Annotated in this window: 19 protein-coding genes; 1 reads left to right on the plus strand and 18 read right to left on the minus strand. The window is 50.7% G+C overall.

Features of this window, described 5'->3' with window-relative positions; all coding sequences use genetic code 11:
- Window positions 1-192 precede the first annotated feature (192 nt).
- On the minus strand, window positions 193-1,536 hold the full coding sequence (gene pmbA, locus BIZ37_RS20655; protein WP_187463104.1) for a metalloprotease PmbA: 1,344 nt from the start codon (window positions 1,534-1,536) through the stop codon (window positions 193-195).
- A gap of 170 nt (window positions 1,537-1,706) precedes the next feature.
- Between pmbA and yjgA the strand changes: the two genes are divergently transcribed.
- Window positions 1,707-2,231, plus strand: coding sequence for a ribosome biogenesis factor YjgA (gene yjgA / locus BIZ37_RS20660; protein WP_107299995.1), 525 nt, complete (start codon window positions 1,707-1,709; stop codon window positions 2,229-2,231).
- A gap of 183 nt (window positions 2,232-2,414) precedes the next feature.
- On the opposite strand, the gene tldD is transcribed toward yjgA, so the two are convergent.
- The 17 genes from tldD to BIZ37_RS20745 form a co-directional block, all read right to left on the minus strand.
- The gene (tldD, locus tag BIZ37_RS20665) at window positions 2,415-3,863 is read right to left on the minus strand and encodes a metalloprotease TldD (RefSeq protein WP_187463105.1); all 1,449 of its coding nucleotides are present in this window, start codon (window positions 3,861-3,863) and stop codon (window positions 2,415-2,417) included.
- A gap of 43 nt (window positions 3,864-3,906) precedes the next feature.
- Window positions 3,907-4,731: a carbon-nitrogen hydrolase family protein gene (locus BIZ37_RS20670; protein ID WP_187463106.1), complete on the minus strand. Its 825-nt coding sequence runs from the start codon at window positions 4,729-4,731 to the stop codon at window positions 3,907-3,909.
- 61 nt (window positions 4,732-4,792) lie between these two features.
- Window positions 4,793-8,677 carry a YhdP family protein gene (locus BIZ37_RS20675; protein WP_187463107.1) on the minus strand — a complete coding sequence of 1,295 codons (3,885 nt, stop codon included), beginning with the start codon at window positions 8,675-8,677 and terminating at the stop codon, window positions 4,793-4,795.
- Between the two features lie 14 nt (window positions 8,678-8,691).
- Complete coding sequence (gene rng / locus BIZ37_RS20680) at window positions 8,692-10,161, minus strand: ribonuclease G (RefSeq protein WP_107299991.1); 1,470 nt, start codon at window positions 10,159-10,161, stop codon at window positions 8,692-8,694.
- Between the two features lie 8 nt (window positions 10,162-10,169).
- Window positions 10,170-10,748, minus strand: a complete 579-nt coding sequence (locus BIZ37_RS20685; RefSeq protein WP_187463108.1) for a nucleoside triphosphate pyrophosphatase — start codon at window positions 10,746-10,748, stop codon at window positions 10,170-10,172.
- Between the two features lie 107 nt (window positions 10,749-10,855).
- Window positions 10,856-11,344, minus strand: coding sequence for a rod shape-determining protein MreD (mreD, locus tag BIZ37_RS20690; protein ID WP_107299990.1), 489 nt, complete (start codon window positions 11,342-11,344; stop codon window positions 10,856-10,858).
- Window positions 11,334-12,194, minus strand: coding sequence for a rod shape-determining protein MreC (mreC, locus tag BIZ37_RS20695; protein ID WP_187463109.1), 861 nt, complete (start codon window positions 12,192-12,194; stop codon window positions 11,334-11,336). The genes mreD and mreC overlap by 11 nt, the downstream gene beginning before the upstream one ends.
- A 40-nt stretch (window positions 12,195-12,234) precedes the next feature.
- The gene (mreB, locus tag BIZ37_RS20700) at window positions 12,235-13,278 is read right to left on the minus strand and encodes a rod shape-determining protein MreB (protein ID WP_039464726.1); all 1,044 of its coding nucleotides are present in this window, start codon (window positions 13,276-13,278) and stop codon (window positions 12,235-12,237) included.
- Window positions 13,279-13,393: 115 nt separating this feature from the next.
- Window positions 13,394-18,163: a DUF6701 domain-containing protein gene (locus BIZ37_RS20705; protein WP_187463110.1), complete on the minus strand. Its 4,770-nt coding sequence runs from the start codon at window positions 18,161-18,163 to the stop codon at window positions 13,394-13,396.
- Entirely contained in the window at window positions 18,153-18,587 is a 435-nt protein-coding gene (locus BIZ37_RS20710) for a hypothetical protein (protein WP_187463111.1), read from the minus strand. Before BIZ37_RS20710 ends, BIZ37_RS20705 begins: the two co-directional genes overlap by 11 nt.
- Window positions 18,577-19,323, minus strand: a complete 747-nt coding sequence (locus tag BIZ37_RS20715; RefSeq protein WP_187463112.1) for a PilW family protein — start codon at window positions 19,321-19,323, stop codon at window positions 18,577-18,579. Before BIZ37_RS20715 ends, BIZ37_RS20710 begins: the two co-directional genes overlap by 11 nt.
- Window positions 19,323-20,018: a prepilin-type N-terminal cleavage/methylation domain-containing protein gene (locus tag BIZ37_RS20720; protein WP_187463113.1), complete on the minus strand. Its 696-nt coding sequence runs from the start codon at window positions 20,016-20,018 to the stop codon at window positions 19,323-19,325. Before BIZ37_RS20720 ends, BIZ37_RS20715 begins: the two co-directional genes overlap by 1 nt.
- Window positions 20,002-20,538, minus strand: a complete 537-nt coding sequence (locus BIZ37_RS20725; RefSeq protein ID WP_187463114.1) for a prepilin-type N-terminal cleavage/methylation domain-containing protein — start codon at window positions 20,536-20,538, stop codon at window positions 20,002-20,004. The genes BIZ37_RS20720 and BIZ37_RS20725 overlap by 17 nt, the downstream gene beginning before the upstream one ends.
- 98 nt (window positions 20,539-20,636) lie before the next feature.
- Window positions 20,637-21,152: a prepilin-type N-terminal cleavage/methylation domain-containing protein gene (locus BIZ37_RS20730; RefSeq protein ID WP_187463115.1), complete on the minus strand. Its 516-nt coding sequence runs from the start codon at window positions 21,150-21,152 to the stop codon at window positions 20,637-20,639.
- A 17-nt stretch (window positions 21,153-21,169) separates the two neighbouring features.
- Complete coding sequence (locus BIZ37_RS20735) at window positions 21,170-21,760, minus strand: prepilin-type N-terminal cleavage/methylation domain-containing protein (protein WP_187463116.1); 591 nt, start codon at window positions 21,758-21,760, stop codon at window positions 21,170-21,172.
- Window positions 21,761-21,802: 42 nt separating this feature from the next.
- Window positions 21,803-22,285 (minus strand): hypothetical protein, encoded by a 483-nt coding sequence (locus tag BIZ37_RS20740; RefSeq protein WP_187463117.1) that lies wholly within the window; start codon window positions 22,283-22,285, stop codon window positions 21,803-21,805.
- Window positions 22,266-23,486 carry a type II secretion system F family protein gene (locus BIZ37_RS20745; RefSeq protein ID WP_187463118.1) on the minus strand — a complete coding sequence of 407 codons (1,221 nt, stop codon included), beginning with the start codon at window positions 23,484-23,486 and terminating at the stop codon, window positions 22,266-22,268. The genes BIZ37_RS20740 and BIZ37_RS20745 overlap by 20 nt, the downstream gene beginning before the upstream one ends.
- Window positions 23,487-23,496 lie beyond the last annotated feature (10 nt).

Raw genomic sequence — 23,496 nt, forward strand, 5'->3', positions numbered from 1 at the left:
GTCCTGGGTCCTGGGTCCTGGGTCCTGGGTCCTGGGTCCTGGGTCCTGGGTCCTGGGTCCTGGGTCCTGGGTCCTGGGTCCTGGGTCCTGCAGGTAGTATTTTCAGAAAGCTATGATACGTCAAGCTCTTGCTTCTGCTCTTCCTAGGTCCGAGGACCAGCTCTTCCCAGCCCCTGCGAATAGGACTACGCCCTACTCACCAGCAATCTTCATACTACCAAGCAGCATCGAGCCGGTTTGGATCTGGCTGCGGGTTTCGGTGTCGCTACCGATTGCCACGATGTTCTGCATCATGTCTTTTAGGTTACCGGCAATGGTGATTTCACTCACCGGGTATTGGATTTCGCCATTTTCAACCCAGAAGCCAGCAGCACCACGGGAGTAATCGCCGGTAACGATGTTGACGCCCTGTCCCATCAGCTCGGTAACCAACAGGCCGCGGTCCATCTTCTTGAGCATCTGCTCGAAGCTCTCACCCGTCGAGTTGACGAGCCAGTTGTGGATACCACCGGCATGGCCGGTTGGCTGGCGGCCCAGTTTACGGGCTGCATAGCTGGTCATGAGGTAAGTTTGCAGGCGGCCATCTTGGATGATCTCCAAGTCTTTGGTAGCAAGACCTTCGCTATCAAACGGCGTACTCGCCATACCGCGCAGGATATGCGGGCGCTCGCTGATATTCAGCCACTCAGGGAAGATTTGCTCACCCAGTTTGTCCAGCAGGAAAGAAGACTTACGGTACAGGTTAGAGCCGCTAATCCCCATCACCAAGTGACCAAACATCCCGGTCGCAATATCTGCCGCGAACATCACTGGCGCTTCGCGGGTAGACAGCTTCTGCGGGTCTACACGGCCAGCGGTACGCTCGGCAGCTTCTTGGCCAACACGCTCCGGTGTCCATAGCTCACTTGCCCGGCGGGCAGTGGTGTAGCTGTAGTCTCGCTCCATCTCACCGTTCTTGCCTTCGGCAATAACACAACAACTGGTGCTGTGACGGCTAGAGGCGTAACTGGCAAGCATACCGTGGCTATTACCGTACACGCGAATACCGTAATGGCTATCGTAGCTAGCGCCGTCACTCTGTTTAATGCGGGGGTCGAACTCCAGCGCCGCCTGCTCGGCACGGGCAGCGATTTCTGCAGCGTGATCCGGCTCAGGCTCATCCGGGTGGAACAAATCCAAATCAGGGATATCTTTAGCCATCAGCTCTGCAGGGCCAGGGCCTGCAAACGGGTCTTCTGATGTATAGCGGGCAATATCGAGAGCGGCAGCCACTGTCTGGGCAATCGCTTTCTCGCTTAAATCAGAGGTAGAAGCACTGCCTTTACGCTGGCCACGGTATACCGTGATACCAAGGGCACCGTCGCTGTTGAATTCAACATTTTCGACCTCACACATCCGGGTCGATACGCTGATCCCTGTGGTTTTGTTAATGGCAACTTCCGCTGCATCCGCTTGCTGGCCGGCAACTTCTAGCGCCTTTGCCACAGCGGCTTCTAGTTCCACACGCTGCTGGGCAACCTGTTCTCTCACGTCCATAATAATTATCTCAATAATGGCCCTAACCTTCAGACCTGCATCGCAGCGCAAGAGGTAAGCCAATGAAATTGGTATTACTCTTAGGATAACACTGCATAGGTGGAATTTGCGCCCCAAATCACGATTAAACTGGTAAAATAAAAACCAAATGCAAAAGTCATGAGCCAGTTATGAGCCGTAAAAACCAAAAAGCCCCATGGGAACCGGAAGAAGAAATCATCTGGGTAAGTAAATCCGAGATGAAACGCGACATGGAAGCCCTACAGAAGCTAGGTGAGGAGCTAGTTAACCTAAAGCCTAATGCCCTAGCAAAAGTGCCTCTTGATGAAGAGATGCTTGAAGCTGTGAAGGACGCACAACGCTTCAACAAAGAAGCACGTCGCCGTCAGTTGCAGCGTATTGGTAAGTTGATGCGCCAAGTAGAAGTTGAGCCTATCCAAGCGGCCCTGGACAAGATCAACAACAAGCACAACCAAGCGACAGCAGAGCTGAAGAAGCTGGAGCAAAAGCGTGAAAAGCTGATCGAAAACGGCGACAGCATGATCAACGCCATTTTGGTTGATCACCCAGATGCCGACCGCCAGCGCCTACGCCAGCTAGTTCGCCAGGCTAATAAAGAAAAAGCCCAGAACAAGCCAGCCAAAGCCTACCGCGAAATCTTCCAGTACCTGAAAGAACTGTATCTGGAAGACTAAGTTACTCACTGTTGCCAAGCATAAAGCATGGCTATGTTTTTAAAGTTTACTTGCCATGGATGGCAAGTCTGAGCGACAAGGATGTCTTCATGCGGCTTTAAAAAATAGCCTTGCTTTAGGTATGCAGGTTAAAATGAGTACTTAAATCAGAGACAAAAAAGCCAGCTTATGCTGGCTTTTCTTTTACTGGGTACCGCCGACAGTCATCGACTCGATTTTCAGGGTTGGCTGGCCAACACCAACAGGTACACTCTGCCCCGCCTTACCACAGACACCGACACCACGGTCGATATCCAGGTCATTACCGACCATCGATACCTGCTGCATCGCCTCGATACCGCTACCGATCAAGGTTGCCCCTTTAATTGGACGGGTGATCTTGCCGTTTTCAATCAAGTAGGCTTCGGATGCCGAGAACACAAACTTGCCCGAGGTAATATCAACCTGGCCACCGCCGAAGTTAGGCGCATAGACACCTTGCTTAACACTGGCAATGATCTCTTCTGGTGTGTGCTCGCCCGGTAGCATATAGGTATTGGTCATACGCGGCATAGGAAGGTGTGCATATGACTCACGGCGACCGTTACCGGTTGGCGCTACGCCCATCAAGCGCGCATTGAGCTTATCCTGCATGTAGCCTTTAAGCTTACCGCCCTCAACCAGCACATTGTATTGGCCCAGCGTGCCTTCGTCATCGATATTGAGAGAGCCACGACGATCTTTCAGCGTACCGTCATCGACAATAGTACACAGGCTAGAAGTGACCTGTTCGCCCATCTGGCCCGAGAACATCGAAGAGCCTTTACGGTTGAAGTCACCTTCCAAGCCATGGCCTACCGCTTCGTGCAGCAATACACCCGGCCAACCAGCACCAAGAACCACAGGCATAGTACCTGCTGGCGCTTCATCTGCCTCGATGTTGATCAGGGCTTGGCGGATAGCTTCATCAGCATAGTTCAATGCCACCGACTTGCCGTTGCCTTCTTCAGTCTGGAAGTACTCATAGCCATAACGGCCACCACCGCCAGCACTACCGTGCTCGCGCTTGTCTCCCTTCTCAATCAGAACGCTAATAGAAAGGCGAACTAGCGGACGAATATCCGCAGCATAGGTGCCATCAAGTGCCGCTACCAGTACCTGCTCGTAGACACCATTGATGCTAACCGACACTTCCTTGACCAAAGGCTCCTTGGTACGGATATAGCGATCGATTTCCTCCAGCAAAGCAATCTTCTGGTGCTTGTCGAAGCTGTCTAGTGGGTTGACCGGTGCATAGATCCCGCTTGCCGTTACCGGGGCAAAAGCCTTCACCTGGCCGTTACCGCCGCTGCGGGTAATGCCGCGGGCTGCTTTGGCCGATTGCTGCAAGGCAAGCTGGTTGATCTGGTCTGAATACGCAAAGCCCGTCTTCTCACCAGATACCGCCCTAACACCAACACCACGGTCAATATTGAACGAGCCATCTTTAATGATGCTGTCTTCAAGCACCAGAGACTCATGCCAGCATGACTGGAAATAGATGTCGGCATAATCGACATTGCGTGCCGCCACTAGCCCCAGTACTTGATTTAGCTCTTCACGTCCTAACCCGGATTGGGCCAGCATTGTGTTTTCTACAGTTTCCAGCGTCATTTAGTTTGCTCTTATATTCATTGCTACCCGGCCCCTCTGCCGGTCAGCCTTCACGTTGCTGAACACTGAATCGTGCGTGCTCAACAAGTGGCATGTTTGTTCGGATAGCCTTGCTCAAATCAAGGTCGACATCGGCCACCATGACCCCAGTCCCCTGTTGCTGGCAAGCCACGACCTGCCCCCAAGGGTCAACAATCATCGAGTGCCCCCAGGTTTCGCGCTGCTCATTGTGCTCTCCCCACTGGGCAGCAGCCACCATCCAGCACTGGGTTTCAACAGCACGGGCTCGCAGCAGCAATTCCCAGTGCGCCTTACCCGTTACCTTGGTGAAGGCAGCAGGAACGACGATAATATCGGCTCCCTGCTCACGCAGCGCAGCATAAAGTTGCGGGAACCTCACATCATAACAGATAGATAAACCAATGTTGCCAAACGGTGTCGCGATCACCTTGGTTTCACGACCGGCACGGAAGGTATCAGATTCACGGTAGCTATGGTGGGCATCGTCGATCTCGACATCAAACATATGCAGCTTATCGTAATGGCCCTGAAGCTGGCCATGATCATCAAACAGCAAAGCCGTCGAGGTGATCGCCCCATCAAGCTGGCGAATTGGCATCGAGCCAATCAGCACCCAAATCCCCAGCTGTTTAGCCAACGCAGCAACTTGCGCCTGCAAAGGGCCTTCAGCTAACGGCTCAGCATGAGCAAAGTAGTCCTCACGGGAGCCAAACACCAGACAGTTTTCCGGCGTGACAACCAGTTTGGCACCCTGAAGTTGCAAGCCCTTGAGTTTCATCTTCAGGTGCTTGAGGTTTATCTCAGGATCTGCCCCCGAAGTCATTTGTACAATACCGAATTTAGCCATCTGCATTCTCCCTTTGCTACCGTTATCAAACTACCATACGGCAGCTTGGCGGGTATTGTTGTTATTTTGCTTCCTTGTCTTTGCCTTTTAGCATCTCTGAGACATTGTACTCGCCCGTGAAGCGGGACTGCTCAGTCACCACTGGCGAGTCAATCGGCCCTTTCACCACGTAGTTAACTTGGGTAAATACATCCAGGACAGGCGACAGTGCCGTTGAGATAGCAAAGACATAAATTGCTGTTTGAGGTGCTACCGCAAACGCGGTAAGGACTGGAATGCCTGATGTAAAATCAGGGATGAATCTTACCTTCGCATCTACTGTCTCATTGACAAGATTAGCACTTCCGCGGATAAACATATCGCCTGCAAGTGCCTGCATCTTTATATTGTCGGTCTCAAACAGGCCATTTTCAATTCGGCCGCTACCACGGATGTAGTTAAACGCTAGACCTTCGTCAAAAATCCCAGAGAAATCAAGCTGCATCCGGCGGATCAACGAATCGATACTAAACAGGCCCAGCAGTCGGCCCGCACCACCGATATCACTGATCACCCCTTGGCCGGTTTCCGACTTCAACTCTCCGGTCAAGGTTTCACGGTGCATAGACCATGGCGCGCCTTGCCACTGAATCGAGGCGTAGGTACTGAACTTAGCCCCTTGGATCCCCCCGGAGATGCCAAAACGCCCCATCAAATCAGAGCTGTTCTGGCCATCGATATCAAAGGCAATCTGGGTTTCACTGCGGTCACCATCGAGGCTCCAGTGGCCATCAAGATTGAGGGAAGTGGCCCCAGAATCAACGGTAAAGTTTCTCAACTCCAACATGTTGCCTTCCCGGCGCAACTTGCCGGACACCTCACCGAGCCGGTAGCCTTGCAACCATGCATCGCGCAGCATCAAATCCATCTCAGGCATATTGGACATCATACTGCGATCAAAGTCGGTCGCTGCAGGGATGTCGCGCTGTGGCTTGTATTTTGCCTTGGGCTTGCCGACTTCAACCTGAGGCAGGTTCAAGTGGAACGTATCTATCGCCAAATCCAGAGGCTGTCCTTTAGGCCAACGGGCCTGGCCTTTCGCCTCCCGGCTATCAAGACGGAATTGCCAGGTATCGGCGAGCTGATTAGCAGAGAAAACCACACGATTCCAATCGAGTGAGGCCAGTTTTATCTGTCGTACATTGGCTTCGATACGGGTTGGCACGGGGATATCCGGTTTCACGGATGCACTGTCTGAGGCGGCATCCGCTTCAACCTTGTCGTGTACTGCCGAAATCAAATCTACCCAACTGTCACCATCCACTTTGTCAGCCACAATATCTAAGCCGTGTTCTCCAGCTTTTAGCCGGTGCAAAGCGGTTTTGCCTATCGCCATTTGGCTGGCATCAATATTGAGCTTCTCGCCGGTAAGGTCAATCTTGGCCTGATAAGCCACTCCCGGAAGGTTAGCTTTGCCCACCAGTGATTGGCCATTACCGGTTACATCCAGTTTGAAAGTATCAGGACTACCCGCAGCGAGAGCCAATGGATACGGCAAAGTACTCACCGCATCTTTCAATGCAGCCTGAATACCCACTTGATATTCAAAACCGGTATCATTGAGATCTACGCCTACCGTACCTTGCCAGCGGCTTCGTCCGGTCACCTTCGCTAGTAGCGGGTCTTGCACCTGCTGTTGTAGGGTCTCGACTTGCCAATCACCATCTAGCGCGACATCAACACGATAGCCCTTAGCTACACTGCTACCGGAGAAGCCCACATTGACAGGCTGCGCCAATAGGTTGGCCGTGATTTTCTCGGCTGATACCTTGTCATCATCAAACTTAATAGTGCCAATTGCGCCTTCAAGGGTTAGTGGCGGCGCATCCAACTGTACCTGGTTGCCAGTTAGCTCTGCGCTACCCCATGCCCTAACGTCTTCACCATCAAAAGGGATATCGAGTTTGAACTGGGAGGTCACCGGCCCACTTACCTGCACCGTTGTCAGCGCTGCGCCCACCGAGTCCACCAGCGGGGTCGCCAGCATGTAATCACGAACCTGATCCCCCTCGGCAGCGACATCGACCGTCAATTTCAGGTGGCCGTCACTGCTTAGCTCGGCATCACCGGTCACCCTAGAAGCCGTTGCTCCCATGGTCTTGGCATGCGTGGCATCGAGGTACATGAAGTCGTTTTCAAACAGCAGGTCGAGCTTGAGATCGGTCAGCTCAGGCCATGCGGTATCAAAGCTGAACTTGCCCTGGCGCAGCGGGACAAACGCTTGGAACACACCATCATGTTTACCATAAGGGAAGTCAGCAAGCTCACCGTACCATAACAACTGTGCTGATTCTGCCTGTCCGCCTCGGATGGCTGCCGACAGGTAATCAGTCAGGCTACGACCCAGAGCCAGGGTCGGTAAGTAGCGCCAGGTTTCCCCTGCATTATTCAGGCTGGCCTCGCCATAAAATGACAGCCACGATGGCGCGTCGGCCGGGAAATCCAAGCGGAACTGGCCATCGACCTTGAGGTGCGGGGTCGCCACATCAATCTTGTCACTCCACAAACGCCAACCGTCTTCACCGACTTGCCAATAAGCGGTGACATCAGCAGCATCTATGTTCAACGGAGCCTGGAAGACGTCACCATAAGGCAATTCATCCTCTTTCAGGTCAAGTATGGCTCGACCACCTTGGGTGTTGCCCGCAACTACTGCATCCAACTTGTGGATCCCCGGTAGCAGTTCCCACTGCTTAAGGCCTAGTTGGCTGACGTGGAAAGAAAATTGTGGTGCACTGCCCTTGCTGGCAGCGACACGGATATCGCTGATCTGGCCGGAAGGCTGCAGCGTTGACAATACGTTGGCCAACTCACTGTCATTAGGCAAGAAAGTGATAAACGGCTGTAGATTCTCGAGAGAGAGGTTGGTAGCTGCTAACTTCCAATCATCGGGTAGCCAGCTGGCGGCAATATCAAATGCCGGCCAAGGAGTATCATCAGTTTCCAGTACCATCTGATCACTGTCGACACGCCAGCCTGATTCACCGTTTTCGTTTTGCTGTGGTTCGAGTTGCACTAGGCCCTGGCGGACCCGGAACTGGTGTTTTTCGTCGCCAAGCTGCCAACGCAAGAAGCTATCATCAAGTTTAACTAAGCTCTGCTGCAACGCACCGCCCGACAGGGTCAGCCAGACTTCGGCATTGAGATTACTGCCCGTAATATTGGCATCAGTCAGGTGCTGCTTGTTAAGCCATGGCGTCACAGAAAGGTTACGCGCCTGCAGGTAGATATCACCGGACATCTTGGCCCAGGAGCGGTTATCGGACAGGTTAGCAATCACTTGCATCTGGCTGAAATGGGTATCGGCAATACTGACAACCCCTTCCGCACGGCGCTGGCGGTTATGGGTATCCCACTTCAGTTCTTTGATATCGACCGTCAACTTCTCTTCGGCAGGCGACATCAAGGTAATATCGGAGTTTCGGACCGAGAACTGGCCCAGTTGGACAAACAGCAGCTCTTCTAATCGTTGGATCGTTGCCATTTGGCTACGTTCAGAGTTGGCCGTACTGCTACTCTCCGTACCCGACAGGCGGGTCAGATCTAGGCTCAGCTCATCAATACGGATATCCTGGAAGACCGGGCTAAGGCTCAGCACCGACCCCAACATATCAAGCTGCATCGAAACATCGCCGACCTTAACTAGCGATTCAGGTGCCCCAGGCAGGTTGACCTTGACCCCTTGTAACACCAGAGACGGGCCAAAGTTACGCCAATGTCCTTCAACCAACTCAACCTCGAGATCCATATCAATTTGCTCAGAGGCCCATTGACGGATCGGCTCACGGTATTCGTTGAGTTGGGGCAGGTAAAATCGCAGACCGCTAATCGCAACAGCGGCCAGTACCAACATTGTCAGTACCAGCCACATCAATCCACGTGCCAGTCGAACTGGAACTGTTGTCACTCTATTGCTCCGCTTTACATCATCACGACATCAAACTGTTCTTGTACGTACAGCGGCTCTGCTTTGATTTTCACCTGCTTGCCAATGAAGACTTCCAACTCGGCAAGGGCATGGTATTCATCACCGGCCAACGCTTCGGCCACCGCCGGAGACACATATACGACAAACCTGTCCGCATCATAGGCACGGTTGACTCGGGTGATCTCACGAAGAATTTCGTAGCAAACACTTTCCACCGTTTTCACGGTGCCGCGGCCTTCACAGGTCGGGCAGGTATCACACAAGACATGCTCGATGCTCTCGCGGGTACGCTTACGTGTCATTTCAACCAGGCCTAGCTGGGTAAAACCATTAATGTTGGTCTTTACCCTATCGTAGGACAAGGCCTGCTCCAGCGCCATCAACACCCGGCGACGGTGATCATCGTGGGCCATATCGATAAAGTCGATTATGATGATCCCACCAAGGTTACGCAGGCGTAGTTGGCGGGCAATGGCTTTGGTGGCTTCGATATTGGTATTGAAGATAGTCTCTTCAAGATTGCGGCGACCGACAAAGGCCCCGGTATTGATATCAACCGTGGTCATCGCCTCGGTCTGGTCAATAATCAGGTAACCACCGGATTTCAGCTCGACCTTGCGATCCAACGAACGCTGGATCTCATTTTCAGTGTCGAACAAATCAAAGATAGGCTGCTCACCAGCGTAATATTCCAGCTTGTCGCTCAGTTCAGGCACAAACTCATCGGTAAACTCCTTGAGCTTCTCGTAGCCCAAACGGGAGTCAACCTGGATACAATCAAGCTCGGTTCCGACAAAGTCACGCAAGATACGCTGCGCCAGACCCAACTCACCGTACAGCATTGACTTCGGCTTGTATTTGGCACGGCGCTCAAGCACCTTGCGCCATAGATGTTTAAGAAACGCCGCGTCCTGCGCCATTTCTTCATCGGTTGCCCCTTCGGCGGCAGTACGGATAATAAAACCGCCCAGATCGTCGCAGTATTCATTCACTACGTTTTTAAGGCGCTCACGCTCTTCTTCGCTTTCTATACGCTGGGAAACGCCAACATGGCTCGCCCCCGGCATGAAGACCAAATACCGTGAAGGTAGGGTTACATCAGTAGTCAGGCGCGCACCCTTGGTACCCAATGGGTCTTTGACCACCTGCACCACCAGATCCTGGCCCTGACGTACCAGTTCCGAAATATCGCGTACCTGGAACTGCTGCTTCTCGTTCTCTGCCACACACTCGGTGTGCGGGACAATGTCCGATGCGTGCAGGAATGCCGCTTTTTCCAGGCCGATATCCACAAAGGCCGCCTGCATTCCCGGCAACACTCGGCTGACACGCCCTTTATAAATATTGCCAACGATCCCACGCTTGGATTCACGTTCAATGTGAACCTCCTGCAGGGTCCCCGACTCGATCATCGCGACACGCGTCTCACTCGGGGTCACGTTAATTAGCAGCTCTGTGCTCATGGTTGCCTCTAAATTGATAAATCTAAAAAGTCTTGAACCATGATGTCGGTTTCCACCAAAGGTAACCCCACCACAGCATAATAACTGCCATCGATACGCTCGACGAACTTGCCGCCGATCCCCTGAATGCCGTAGCTCCCTGCTTTGTCCTGCGGCTCACCACTTTGCCAGTAGTCTTCTATTTCTTTATCTGACAGTGTTTTGAACCACACATCGGTCACTACCAAGCGTGTTTCCTGACGCTCATCACAGGCTACGGTCACTGCCGTCATCACCTGATGGCGCTTGCCTGACAGTAAGCGAAGCATTTGCCGGGCATCATCAAAATCCTGGGGTTTTTCCAAGATACGATCACCCGACACCACAATGGTATCTGCACCCAATACCGGTGCTTTGCCTTCTACGACCGCAACGCCTGCCAATGCCTTGTCTACAGACAAACGTTGGACATAATCTGCTGGCGATTCGCCTGCCTGATGCTGCTCTTCAACATCAACGACAACCCGCTCAAACTGGTAGCCGAGTTGGGTCAAAAGTTCTTTGCGGCGCGGCGAGCCCGAGGCCAAATAGAGTTGTGGTGTCGACATGATATCATTCATTTGCTTTTGTGTGATAAATCAATGTGATCCATTCAAGCACGTTCGATGTGTCTGGTTACACCCTAGCATTGAACGGATCCCATTGGGAGACTATTTTAACGAATTGAGAGCTTACGACGCATGCGTCGCAATAGCAGGAATAACCACGGCCATAACAAGAAGTTAAGCAGTACAGCCCATAGTCTTTCCGGGTCAAAAGTGATCACCGAAACCAGGTATTCAGCCCAGAACTCAACCAGCTTACCGCCCAGCGTCAGCAAGGCCACCAGCATCGCCTGTTGCCACAATGAAAGGTTACGCAATACTTGAAAGTTTAGCGCGACGATGTAGCAAAGGACCGCCATCATCAGTCCCCGAACCCCCAGCGTGGAGCCGAGCATCAGGTCCCACAGCAAGCCCAGGACCAACGCCGTTCCGACATTGACCCGGTGGGGTAATGCCAGCACCCAGTAAAAGGCAACCAATACGACCCAAGATGGGCGAAAAGGTTCCAGCTCCCCCGGCCAAGGGGCAGCTTGCAGGATAAGCGCAATCAAAAATGACAGCCAAATCCAGATTCGGCCGTTAGCGCGACTATTCGCCACTGTTGAACTCTCCCTCAGTCAAGGTTTCACGAGGAGTCGGCCATACCAGCAAGAGGTAACGCAGACGATCAAACTGCACCGTCGGTTTTGCTTTGATTTGGGCAAACGGGCGTTTGTTATCGAACGAAAACTCGGTGACGTTACCGACCGGATACCCTTCAGGATAGCGACCACCCAAGCCTGAGCTCACCAGCAAATCACCCACCTCGATGTCGGTGCTGCTAGGTACGTGCTCGAGCTGGATCTGGTCGATCTGGCCACTGCCCGAGGCAATGACGCGAATATCATTACGGACCACCTGAACGGGGATCGCATGGGTTGGGTCAATCAGCAGCAGGACCCTACTGTTGTGGGCACCCACATAAGCAACCTGGCCGACAATCCCCTTCTCGTTGATCACCGGTTGGCCTTCGTAGACACCGTCTACCCGGCCTTTGTCGATCATCACCTGATGGCTGTACGGATCAGAATCCACCGCCATCACCTCGGCAATGAGCTTTTTCTCATCGCGAACAAATGGCGAGCCCAGCAGTTCCCGCAGGCGTTGGTTTTCTTGTTTGAGCTGCTCCAGCAACAGGACATCGCTCTGCTGAACCAGCAGATCGCGTTGCAAGGTTTTGTTTTCTGCCAGTAGACGCCGGTGCGAACTGAACTGTCCGGATACACCACCCAGTAGATCACGAGGCAGGTTAGCTGCATATTGCAACGGGGAAATAGCCGAGTTGAGCAGGTAACGGACGTTGGCAAAGGCGTCAAGACGACTGTCGGCCAGCATAAGGCCAACCGACAGTAAAATGGCTAGAAACAGGCGCAGTTGCAGGGAAGGCCCCCTGCCAAAGATAGGTTTCATGTAACGCTATAACCTGTTTGTCGACATGCCCGGACGGGCATTATTCTTCGCTGAATAGATCGCCACCGTGCATGTCGATCATTTCCAGTGCCTTGCCGCCACCACGGGCAACACACGTTAGCGGCTCTTCTGCCACAACCACTGGAATACCGGTTTCTTCGGTCAGTAGACGGTCTAGGTCACGTAGAAGTGCACCACCACCAGTCAATACCATACCGCGCTCGGAGATATCCGATGCTAGCTCTGGCGGACACTGCTCTAGTGCAACCATGACTGCCGATACGATACCGGTTAGCGGCTCTTGCAGCGCTTCTAGGATTTCGTTTGAGTTAAGTGTGAAACTGCGTGGCACACCTTCTGCCAAGTTACGGCCGCGAACCTCGATTTCACGCACTTCGTCACCCGGGTAAGCCGAACCGATTTCATGCTTGATGCGTTCTGCCGTCGCTTCACCGATCAGACTGCCGTAGTTACGGCGCACGTAGTTGATAATCGCTTCGTCGAAGCGGTCACCACCGATACGTACAGATGATGAGTACACCACACCGTTTAGCGAGATAACCGCAACTTCAGTCGTACCACCACCGATATCGATCACCATCGAGCCGGTTGCTTCGGAAACAGGCATACCCGCACCGATCGCCGCCGCCATTGGCTCGTCGATCAAGTACACTTCGCGCGCACCTGCACCTTGGGCAGATTCACGGATGGCACGGCGCTCAACCTGAGTAGAGCCGCAAGGTACCGCAACTAGAACTCGTGGGCTTGGACGCAGCAGGCTGTTGTCATGCACCTGCTTGATAAAATGCTGAAGCATTTTTTCAGTAACGTAAAAGTCTGCGATAACACCGTCTTTCATCGGACGGATTGCCGCGATATTACCCGGGGTACGGCCCAGCATCTGCTTGGCGTCGTGACCGACTGCGGCCACACTCTTAGTTGCTCCGGCACGATCCTGACGGATCGCTACTACTGATGGTTCATCCAGTACGATGCCCTGTCCTTTGACATAAATAAGGGTATTGGCTGTACCCAAGTCAATAGACAGGTCATTAGAAAACATGCCACGAAGTTTTTTAAACATAGTCTTCGGCTAATCCTGCAAGCTCACAAATTCGTTAAATTGCGCTAAATGTATCAAGGGGTGCGGATCGAGACAAGGCAAGGATTGTCAAACCTGCCACAGATCGGCATTTTATTTAATCGAGCATTGTATTAATGCCCTTTTCACCGCGGTAAAGCACACGATCGTTACCCCGGTAGGCACCAAAGGTCACTGTCGAGTGAGGGCTCTCATCGCCTTTTCCTCGCCAATCGAAGGTTAACCATGGCTGATAATTGCCATGGCCGCTTGAAGGACCGGCTCCACAAGTAATTTCAGGCTCTTTGTCTATCGCCAATGGGCTATCACCGATAACCTTCTGCCAAAAACGCACCTGCTCACGATAAATCAGTGAATTACCGTCTTTATCCTTCACTTCGGTCGGTACCGCAACAAACTCGCCGGAACGAGTGTCCCCTGATTTTACATTTCCTGACCCGCGAGTGTACGAGGTGCTTGTCACGGTAGTGTCAGACTGGGAAAGAATTTGTTTGCACGACAAGTCGCCATCAAATGCAGCGACACTGTCCTGTTTGTTGGTCACAAAGTCCAGCCCATCCCAGTATTCGACCCAGAGCGGTATAGACAGTTCACTGTCAAAGCGCCCGGAGACATCGTCCAGCGCCATACGGCCATAGCGAGTATTGAAGCTGGCAAACTCCATCGCCCCCCTGGAATCAGCATCGGTACAGCCATCTTGGCCTAGGTCACAAGGAAACAGCACATGATCCACGGCAATTTCCGGATAGCCGATCGCCTCAGCTTCATTAGTGTCCAACGCCTCACGCATAATTCCCAATGCAACATCATAGGGGCCATCAGGCTTGGTCGTTAATGCCTTATCTGGTGAAACGGCACTTTTAACGTCGCGCTTAAAGGCAAGGTTGAACCCATTCACCGTTATGTATGCGCCGTTCCAGCTTTTGTTCCAATTATTAGGTAAACCGCCCCAATCAATCCTATGGCCTAAATCATTCACCTCACCGTGAGCAACCTGGGTATCGACAGCCGCGATGTCCAAACCGACTTGTTTACTTGGTGCAAATGCGCCGTAGTTTTTCGTTGGTTTGCCATCAACATTCTGCGCTTCCACCTTGAACCGGGCAGAAAAAGGTTGGTCCATATAGACAAAAGACTGACCGTCAGGATATTGCCTACCGCTCTCAGCAGAGACGATCACAAAGGCATCAGGGTAGAAGCGGCCAACATGGCGATAGCCCGCATTTATGTCCATCCCTAAGTAATCGCCAACGGTATCCGCCCGTAGCCTGATGCTACCGACTTCATCCCAGCTTAATGAATATGACTGGTTTGCCATTGCGGTATTCGATAAAGACAAAGTACCTGACAATTGGCCCTGCTGTTGATTGTCAGGAGTATGTAATCGATGAGACAGCGCAACGTTAGTTGCTGGCGCATCTGAACGGAAAAAGTTTTGTGTTACTTGGCGCTCACACAAGGCTGTTGAATCAACATCACTTTGCGTACCATCCAGGCTAAACTCACCATCACCCTGCCATATAACAGGCTTCACCAACGTACTGAATTGACGCCCTGCGGGGAGAAAAGCAACGAGATGGCCATCATTGTTCTCTTTCGGGATATCTGCCGTGCCCGTTGCTCCCTCAATATATGGCTCCCCCGCATTGCACAAGGCAAAGGTATAGGGGCGCGACCAGACCGATTGAGTGCCCTCCAAGCGGGTCCAGTCACCGATACTGGCTTTGCTTAGCAGTTGACCCTGAGGCAGGATTTCACAGCCTTTATCCAAGGTACAGTTCGGGTCATGAATAGTCAGCGTGGTCTTGCCAGCATCGAGGTAACGCAGTTGGGCATCAGCAACACCTTTATCAAAGTTGAGCTCTACCTCTTCAACGCTCCAGTTCTTATCAGGATCTGTTATTCCAGATTTTCTGAGCTCCAACTGATGACTATTGTTACTGCTCAGCCCTTGGCGCGGCGCAATATAGGCCGTCGAGAAATTCAAGGTTCTTTTGCCTTCGTAACCAACCGCAACATCGCTGTTGTTTGCGTCCCGGCATGACTTCGCTTTTATTGTGATATTGGCAGGTTTACCGGCAACAATGGGGATATGGCCTTTTTCTATTTCAAACTTGAACGGGACAAAGCCATAACGTCCGGAATCCGCCTCGTCGCTATCTGTCGATAAGCTTCCCGTAGCTACGATGGTGCCAACAACATCACTCTGTAACCACAACGAGACGATACCGTCGTCACCAACGGAAAAAGCATGGGTTTGGCTCACATCCAATTTCCCACTCTCCCCGCCTTCCTGCTGCAGGTACCAAAAGGCCTTGTTGGGTGTATTCAGGTTCGTCGATATGTTGACTTTCCCGCGGTAACTACCTGCTGGCCGGCCTGACTTATCTTGCACCTGAAACTGCACCAACTGCCTGTCGCAAGTCAACGATAAGTCTTGCGGGTTCAACGTGACAATCTGATATTCAGGCTCAACAGGGGTAAAACACTGCCCGCCAGCACGGATATTACTCTGATCGGACATAAAGATATGTTTCGCTGTCACCGCACCTGTGATGGTTGCAGGCATCTTTGAGATGTCATTATCAAAAGTGAATTTGGAGTTCAGCTCTACCTTATTTTCCGAATACACCATCCCATTGAAGGTTGTTTGACCGGTTAAATGTATCCGGGTATTTGCCCCAACCCCGATTAGAATGAAATTATCAGGCTCACCACTATGGTTAATGGATGAGTTAATATTTGTTTGGAGATTTTCGACAAACAGCCTTACCTTGATGCCATTCGCCACTTCTAACCGCGCATTTCCATTCAAAGTCAGGTTCCTGATCCAGTAATCACCACTCATATTAAGCTTCAATACTGTTGTCGAGCCTGCTTCTAGCCTTTGATACAAGTCTTCCGGGGATATCTCATAGGTCTTCCCGTCATAATATGACTCATTGAGTCCACCACCGGGAAAGCTTGGCAGTGTCATCGAATCAACCGTCCCATCCGGATCTATCTCACACATCCAGGATGTACTGTCCGTTCGGCAGGAAGCCTCCCCAAGCCCAGAACCTGCATTGATTTCAGAAAAACCTAACTTGAACGCATTATCAGGTTGATACACAAAAGAGTGGTTGTAGATTTCAATTTTCCCTGACGAACCGTGTGCCTGAGCGGCCCCCGGGAAATACTCACAATGTTCGGGAAACTCATAATCCTGTTCAACCGCAAAATAGCCTACGACTTCCGGTAAATGGCTACGCTCATAATGGTCTTCATCTACCACAAAACTGGCTTGGTTAGTATTTATGCGGCAACGCCGCAGCCAGCCACCATGGCCGCCATTGCGCTCCATTTTCTTGGCGACGACCCCAGATATGCTCCCTACGTGCAGATCATGAAAAACTGAGCAACCTTGCTCCAGCGGCATGTTTCCCTTGACATGCGGAGTGGTCAGGCGACCGAAATGATAATTGAAGCCATCAATGTGCCCACTGCCAGGCAGTGACGCAACAAACCCTACCTTTTCAGCTTCATAGCTACTTCCTACCCGTGACCTCGACAGCTCTAGAGATAGTTCGACCCCTTCGCTTGGAGGCAGTGTCATCTTATCCTGCCCACGCATCGCAGCGGTCAACCATTTGTTGTTGCGGTCCGACTGTACCTGAGCCAAGACAACCGGGCTTGAACTGAAAGGTGACGTTAAGCCAAAATCAGCAAATGAAACTGAAGCCCATGCAGATTCATTGGATTCACCCGCCCCATTGATGTAAACCTGCTTGTCTGTTTCTACATACCCAGCGACAACAGTCTGACCATTAAAGTCTGCGATCCCCGGTTCCACGACTAAATAATCCACCTTAGTCATTTGCTGGACGCTACCGGCAACCCTCTCAGGTTTGCGAATATCGAAAGTCACCTGCTTTTTCTCTAAATCTATATCAGTAACAAAAGCGGAAGCAGGCGCATCACTATCCGGATTTTCTCCATTGGCTTTATCGGCCTGCTTGCCGATAGTCGGCATCAAAATCACTATCGGTTCATACAGGTAGTTTTTGTGCAAATCAAAGCTGCAGCTATCAGACGAGCAGTAGGCGGAGCCGAATTCGAATTGGGCATTTTCGTTATAGTCCGGAGGTAGCGGCTTCTCATCACAACCACTTAAATCGGCAGTCAACCAGGCGTCTTCCTTTACCTCTAGATATTTTGTAGTAACAGAGCCATGAAGTCTGGTATTACCAGAAATTTTCACCTCTTCATCAGTCAAGATATAAGCGTTGAACGCTTGTCGACGCTCCGATTTAAGCTCAACCACACCATCTTCTTTATGGGCAATAATGACGAATTGTGACGGTGATGCAGAGTGGGTTATTGTCGCCGAATCATCAAGAATGAGTTTATTTACATTCAGGGTGACCTTACCTGAGATAACTAAATCCCCCCTCTCTTTAATGACAAACTCATCAACCCAGTATTCTCCAGCGCGAAGCGTCACCGTTGCCGACTTCAGCACTTCAACTTTTTTATAACGCTTATCACTGCTCAACACACCGTCAGATTCGAACTTTCGCTCATTTTTATCTTCCGAAAAATAAACAAAATTTGGTTTACTGACCATAAGGCTTGACTTGGCTTTACACTCCCTTTTCCCATCACAACTATCATCCTCAGAATCAACATCTTTAAATCCTAAGTACTTCCCATCGACCGCTCCAAAGATAAGAGCATCATCGTCGGTCTTGGCTTTACCGCTATTGCTCCACGTTTGTGCCGGTCCAGTAAACGGACACTGGGAAAAGTCTACTGCACTATTAGCCACTGCTGAAAACAAGCAGCAGAAAATCCAAATTCCAAGGCGAATCATTGAATTATTGTTCATTATTATCCAAATCCTTTGCCCACACTTCTTGGATGCGAGTCGTTTCAAACTGCCCAGTGCCGCACGTTGCCGTGCTTTCTAATTGATATTTATTGGCTATTTGGCCATTTTCTTTGTAGCTATGGGTTTTACAGCTGACCTGTAATTTCTGGCATGAAAACAACTCGGCTTCTTTACTGAAATCGTAAGTTTGATCACAGGCTAAAGGAGCGGATGCCAACTGTCCCAGCGGAAACAATTTACTCAAAACTATTTCATTGCCGGAATGGGCCGCATACCAAGCGCGGGTAGAGAATACCTCGCGGGCAGTGGTGTCCTGACCGGACCAATCAATGCGGATCATGGCGGCGGCAAAGGCCCCCATAACGGTGATAATAAATAGCGACACCACTAACGCGCTGCCTCGCTGCCTGCTATAAAACATTGATCACCTGCACTGTATGTTCGTAGCTAAAGTTCTCACCCGTCCGGCGATCTTGAAAAATCAAACCAAGGTGCACCATGCTATTGTTTTCCAACCCTTTGCCTTTGACGGCAACATCAAAGCTTGATACCTGCTCGGCTATCACTACGCTGCTGTTACCCGATTTACGCCTCAGTACATTTGCCTCCAAGCAGAAAGATACCGGTTGGCCGTATGCATAGGCACGATTGGCCGGGGATCGGTTTTCAAGTGGGGCAGAAACATTCACCAACACTGTGTTATTACCATCAGGTCCGGCAGTAACCTGATTGATTTTAAAAGGCTGAGCGGCATATTCAGCTGAATTACCCAGACCAACAGCAAGCGCCAATTTGTCGTTACTGGTAATTGCCTGCCAATCGCCCTCACCACCGATAGTAGGCACTAACTCAACATTGGTTGTTCGGGTATCACCAAGAGTAAAGCCGGCTAAATGGATTGGATAAAAGCTGATGCAGCTCCCCATCGTAGCGAGGCTATTTGGCGCAGCATGGCGAATTTCTCTGGTCATTTTTTCAAGGGCAAAACGAGCCTGCGACTGGACACGGTCACGACTGACAGTGCTGACATAACCTTCAGCGCCTAACTGAAGGTAACTGCCTATCGCCAGCGCAATAATACCGAGGATCACCAAGCTGATGACCATCTCCATCAGCGTGAAGCCTGTGCTGGCTTTTTTTGAGTTGACCCTAACCATCAGTAGTTACTCCGGTAGGCCACAAAATCAAACTTGCCATGGCGGCCAGTATCCACTTCAACCACAATACGCTTGTGCTGATGGGGAAAAGATGTGTCTTGTGAGTTTGATGTGTTGAAACTATTGTCGTAACGGACATCGACCTTTACGGTCATATTCCGATACGTATCAGCCTCGGCCACCTTCTCACCGGTAAGGTTTTCTATCGCCCCTCGCCATGGATGCTGCTTATGGCTGTAACGGTCATAACAAAGTGATAAATCGCCCCAGCAGCCATGAAAATCATCGACATCATTGGCAATGGCAACCACCAACCCTTTTCCTGCTGGCAATGAACTACCCGGTATAACGTAATCGAAGTACTCACTGTTTTTATCCAACGGCCATACACCGTCACCGTTTGGCATTGTGCAGTCATAGATCTTGCCATCGGGGCCTGTTTCACCACAACGCACCCTGCTATCGCCAAACGGATCTGAGTTTTCATCGAATTTACGGGAGAGGATTTCATTGAGGAAGGCATTACCAACCGCCGCGGCACGGGTTTGGTAATAAGGCGCTGCAGAGCGCTCAACCTGAGGGAACAAGAAACTGGTCAGTGTCACCATGGCAATTCCCAAGATCACGATGGTGATAATACCTTCAATCAGGGTAAAGCCCCTTTGACGAGCGGGGGGGTTAAATTGAGCAGTCATTGATATACCCCTCGCTATTAATGCACAAACTCGCCTGTTCACCGTTGCGAGACGTAATCGTCACCTGACAGTTTGATGCCATACAGATACGTTGTAATTGCTGGTTTCTAACGATTGATGGACGGCCGAGCATATCGAAATATATGTCGGACGAGTTCTGGCCGTTTACGCCATCAAAAAAGGCGAAGTTGACCAGATCGTTTTCCAAAGTCAGCTTATGAGTGGATTGACTATTACTGGCACAATTTTCTGAGCCAAACTCAGTAGTGCTTATTCGAAGGGCAAGACAACGGTTTGGGTTCGCAGGGTTTACCGGGCTATTCATTCCCACTAACTGAACTTGGCGAGCGATGGAAATTGCTTGGTCACGGGCCAGCACGGCATCAAACCCGCTGCGACCAAACAGGCGCGAGGCAGCGGTCACGCTGATAATGCCAATCAGCACGATAACGATAATGAGTTCAAGAAGGGTAAAGCCAGTGCTCTTTGTATGGCTTTTTACGTAATTCTGTCGGGGCATGAGTCACCCGGGAAGTTATTTAAGGTTTCTATTTATTCAGGGCAATAATGAAAACTATTGCCCTGAATAAATAGCGCTCCGAGGAGCGCTAAAAACAATTAACAGTTTTCGTTATCAACTTCCAAAGATGGTTCACCACCTTTCTCTGATGCTTCTGTATATTTAACAAAACACTTAGTCGCAGAGATTTGCTTAAACTCACTATCTAAACTGTCCCCAGTCGGCAACGATAGAGCTTTTAGTGTAAACACAGCCTCTCTTGCTGGGCTTGCTGCGTTGTCATAAGCAACCTGCCACTCATTAGTTGTATCTAACTTCAGAGCAGCAATAATACCTGTTGCTTCAGCTGTTGGATAACCAAAACTCACGGTAACATTACCGTCCACCGTCACAGTGTCAGAACTACCATCAACTTGCTCTTTACCCTCAACAGCAGCTTTGCCGTACACAATACCTGCTGCACCATTAACTGCCCCTTTCAGACCTTCCAGCGTCGACGCACGAGCATCACCCTGAAGGTTCAAAAAACGAGGCGCCGCTGTTACTGCTAGAATGCCCAGAATTACGATCACAACGACCATTTCAATTAGCGTAAAACCGCCTTGACGTTTCATAAATTACTCCTAGTGTTTTATGATTTAAAGGTTACTGTTACCTGACCCAAGGCAGGCTTGTAAGAGAAGAAATGACCTGAAGTTGGGTTAACTGTATTTCCCTTAGAGTCCGACGATGAAAGCTGGTAATAGCGGCACTCTGTTTCGTCCTTTGAGCCTTGTAGTTCATCAACGAAATATTGATAGTTGCCGTCACCTACTGCATTGCTATCTTTAGTAACTTGAAGTGGGTTTTGCAGAAGCTCTTTAATCAGTACCTCACAATCATCAACTATCATATTTGAAACATTGCGTGTTGCTTTTGACACTGGGTAGCCTTCGCGAGTCAAGAAACTTTTCGTACCGTTATCAATTGTTGAAAGATAGAATTCAGTACCATCATAGTTTACTTTGTTGTGTGTACCTTCCTGTGGACGGCCGTAAGCTTCCCACTGTGCACGCGCAGATAGAACTGCAGTAGCAAAACTTCCCGCTACACCTTCAATTTGTGCTTTTTTAGCTTCGTCAGTCACGTTCAGGAATCGAGGCAATGCAGCAACCGCTAGCAGGCCAACGACGATAATGACGATCACCAACTCCACTAACGAAAAACCGGCTTGTTTTTTCATCTTTACTCACCTTTTTTTGTTTTTGTCAAATCGACGTCACCGTTACTCGGAAAGCGTCAAAAAACCGTTGGTGCGTATTGTCTCATTTTCATAAAATAATGCTAGCCATTTTCCGTCATTAATTTGGAAATAACATGAATTATAAAGGTCTGATCTCATTTCTTTTTTATCAACAAGGCTTAAATAATCGACGGGACGCTGCCTAGATGACAATAAATTCCACATTTGAACACAATCAACATGGTCATCCTGTAAAATTATCGGCCAACCTTTATGGGTAAATGAATAATCAATTCCGTTAGTTTGGGAGTGGCTTGGCCTATTTTCTAGCTCCCATTTCTGGCGTAAAGCCGATGCACTTCGGGTCATGGTTTGTGCCAATAAATTGACCCGGGTACGCTCAGCCTCTTCATTGACCCTATGCCACTCGACAAGCAGGGTCCAGACCATCAGGAAAATGACACCGCCCCAGACAAACCAGCGCACATGGGCGAAATACTTTAGGTTAGCCACCGCGCGCAACATCAAGCAGGCTCCACATTGGCAAGAAGATACCCAGCGCCAGTACCAGTACCATAATTGCGACGATAAACAGCAAGATAGGTTCGATACGTGCCGTCAGGGTTTTAAGGTCATAATCCACTTCGCGGTCATAGAAGTCAGAAACTTCAAGCAGCAGTTCATCCACCTGGCCAGTCTCTTCGCCAACGGCGATCATCTGCAGCACTAATGGGGTAAATACCCCTGACTGGCGAGCCATAGCGGCAATACTGCTACCACTTTCGATGCCGTTTTTCATCTCAATCAAACGGTTTTCCAGGTAGTTATTGCCGAGCGACTCCGCCGACATCTGGATCGCCTGGTTGAGCGGTACCCCAGCACGTATCATTAGTGAGAAAGTTCGAGAAAAACGTGATAGCTGGGCACGATTGACAATATCGCCCACAATTGGCACTTTTAACCGGAATTTATCCCATTTCTCGCCACCGGCAGGTGTTTGACGCCACGCCTTGAGCGCAATCCAAGTCACAATGACCGCCCCCAGCATCAATGGCCAGTAGTGGACAAAAAAGTTCGAGGTGGCAATCAGGATGCGGGTCGGCAATGGCAATTCAACGCCGAAGCGACTGAACATAGAGGCAAACTGCGGGATCACCTTGATGTTGAGGACCGACATCGCCAAGGTAATCGCAATAAGGACAAAGGTCGGGTAACGCATCGCCGATTTGATCCGGCGGCGGGTCTCCATCTCCTGTTCGAAATACTGTGCTAGTTGAAGCAGGGTTTCATCTAGACGACCTGTATTTTCACCCACGCTGATCATCGAGACGAACAACTCGGAGAACACCCTCGGATGTTCTTTCATCGAGGCCGACAGCGATTTACCGTTGGTCAGTTCAACCACTACGGCATCCAACGTTTCACGCATCAAAGGATGGCTGGCACTCTGGCCTAACCCACGCACAGCGCGCAGCAGGGGCACACCCGCTTTTGTCAGGCTGTAGAGTTGGCGACAAAAAATGACCAGTACTTCGAGCGGAATACGACTTTTGAACAAGCGGTCGATATCCAGCCCAGCCGACTTGGCTTTACCTTCGCGGATTTCCAGCGGAATGATCCCCTGACGCATCAGGATATCTGCCGCCGCGTCCTGCGAAGCCGCTTCCAACTGCCCACGCTTGATATCGCCTTGGCTGCTTCGGCCACGGTAATTAAATACTGCCATGCTATACCCC

It is taken from the genome of Photobacterium sp. BZF1 (genome assembly GCF_014349205.1).
GTDB lineage: Bacteria > Pseudomonadota > Gammaproteobacteria > Enterobacterales > Vibrionaceae > Photobacterium.

Coding starts and splice junctions, on each gene's coding strand:
- pmbA (WP_187463104.1), bottom strand. CDS start 1,536: ATGGACGTGAGAGAACAGGTTGCCCAGCAGCGTGTGGAACTAGAAGCC.
- yjgA (WP_107299995.1), top strand. CDS start 1,707: ATGAGCCGTAAAAACCAAAAAGCCCCATGGGAACCGGAAGAAGAAATC.
- tldD (WP_187463105.1), bottom strand. CDS start 3,863: ATGACGCTGGAAACTGTAGAAAACACAATGCTGGCCCAATCCGGGTTA.
- BIZ37_RS20670 (WP_187463106.1), bottom strand. CDS start 4,731: ATGGCTAAATTCGGTATTGTACAAATGACTTCGGGGGCAGATCCTGAG.
- rng (WP_107299991.1), bottom strand. CDS start 10,161: ATGAGCACAGAGCTGCTAATTAACGTGACCCCGAGTGAGACGCGTGTC.
- BIZ37_RS20685 (WP_187463108.1), bottom strand. CDS start 10,748: ATGTCGACACCACAACTCTATTTGGCCTCGGGCTCGCCGCGCCGCAAA.
- mreC (WP_187463109.1), bottom strand. CDS start 12,194: ATGAAACCTATCTTTGGCAGGGGGCCTTCCCTGCAACTGCGCCTGTTT.
- mreB (WP_039464726.1), bottom strand. CDS start 13,278: ATGTTTAAAAAACTTCGTGGCATGTTTTCTAATGACCTGTCTATTGAC.
- BIZ37_RS20705 (WP_187463110.1), bottom strand. CDS start 18,163: ATGAACAATAATTCAATGATTCGCCTTGGAATTTGGATTTTCTGCTGC.
- BIZ37_RS20710 (WP_187463111.1), bottom strand. CDS start 18,587: ATGTTTTATAGCAGGCAGCGAGGCAGCGCGTTAGTGGTGTCGCTATTT.
- BIZ37_RS20715 (WP_187463112.1), bottom strand. CDS start 19,323: ATGGTTAGGGTCAACTCAAAAAAAGCCAGCACAGGCTTCACGCTGATG.
- BIZ37_RS20720 (WP_187463113.1), bottom strand. CDS start 20,018: ATGACTGCTCAATTTAACCCCCCCGCTCGTCAAAGGGGCTTTACCCTG.
- BIZ37_RS20725 (WP_187463114.1), bottom strand. CDS start 20,538: ATGCCCCGACAGAATTACGTAAAAAGCCATACAAAGAGCACTGGCTTT.
- BIZ37_RS20730 (WP_187463115.1), bottom strand. CDS start 21,152: ATGAAACGTCAAGGCGGTTTTACGCTAATTGAAATGGTCGTTGTGATC.
- BIZ37_RS20735 (WP_187463116.1), bottom strand. CDS start 21,760: ATGAAAAAACAAGCCGGTTTTTCGTTAGTGGAGTTGGTGATCGTCATT.
- BIZ37_RS20740 (WP_187463117.1), bottom strand. CDS start 22,285: ATGTTGCGCGCGGTGGCTAACCTAAAGTATTTCGCCCATGTGCGCTGG.
- BIZ37_RS20745 (WP_187463118.1), bottom strand. CDS start 23,486: ATGGCAGTATTTAATTACCGTGGCCGAAGCAGCCAAGGCGATATCAAG.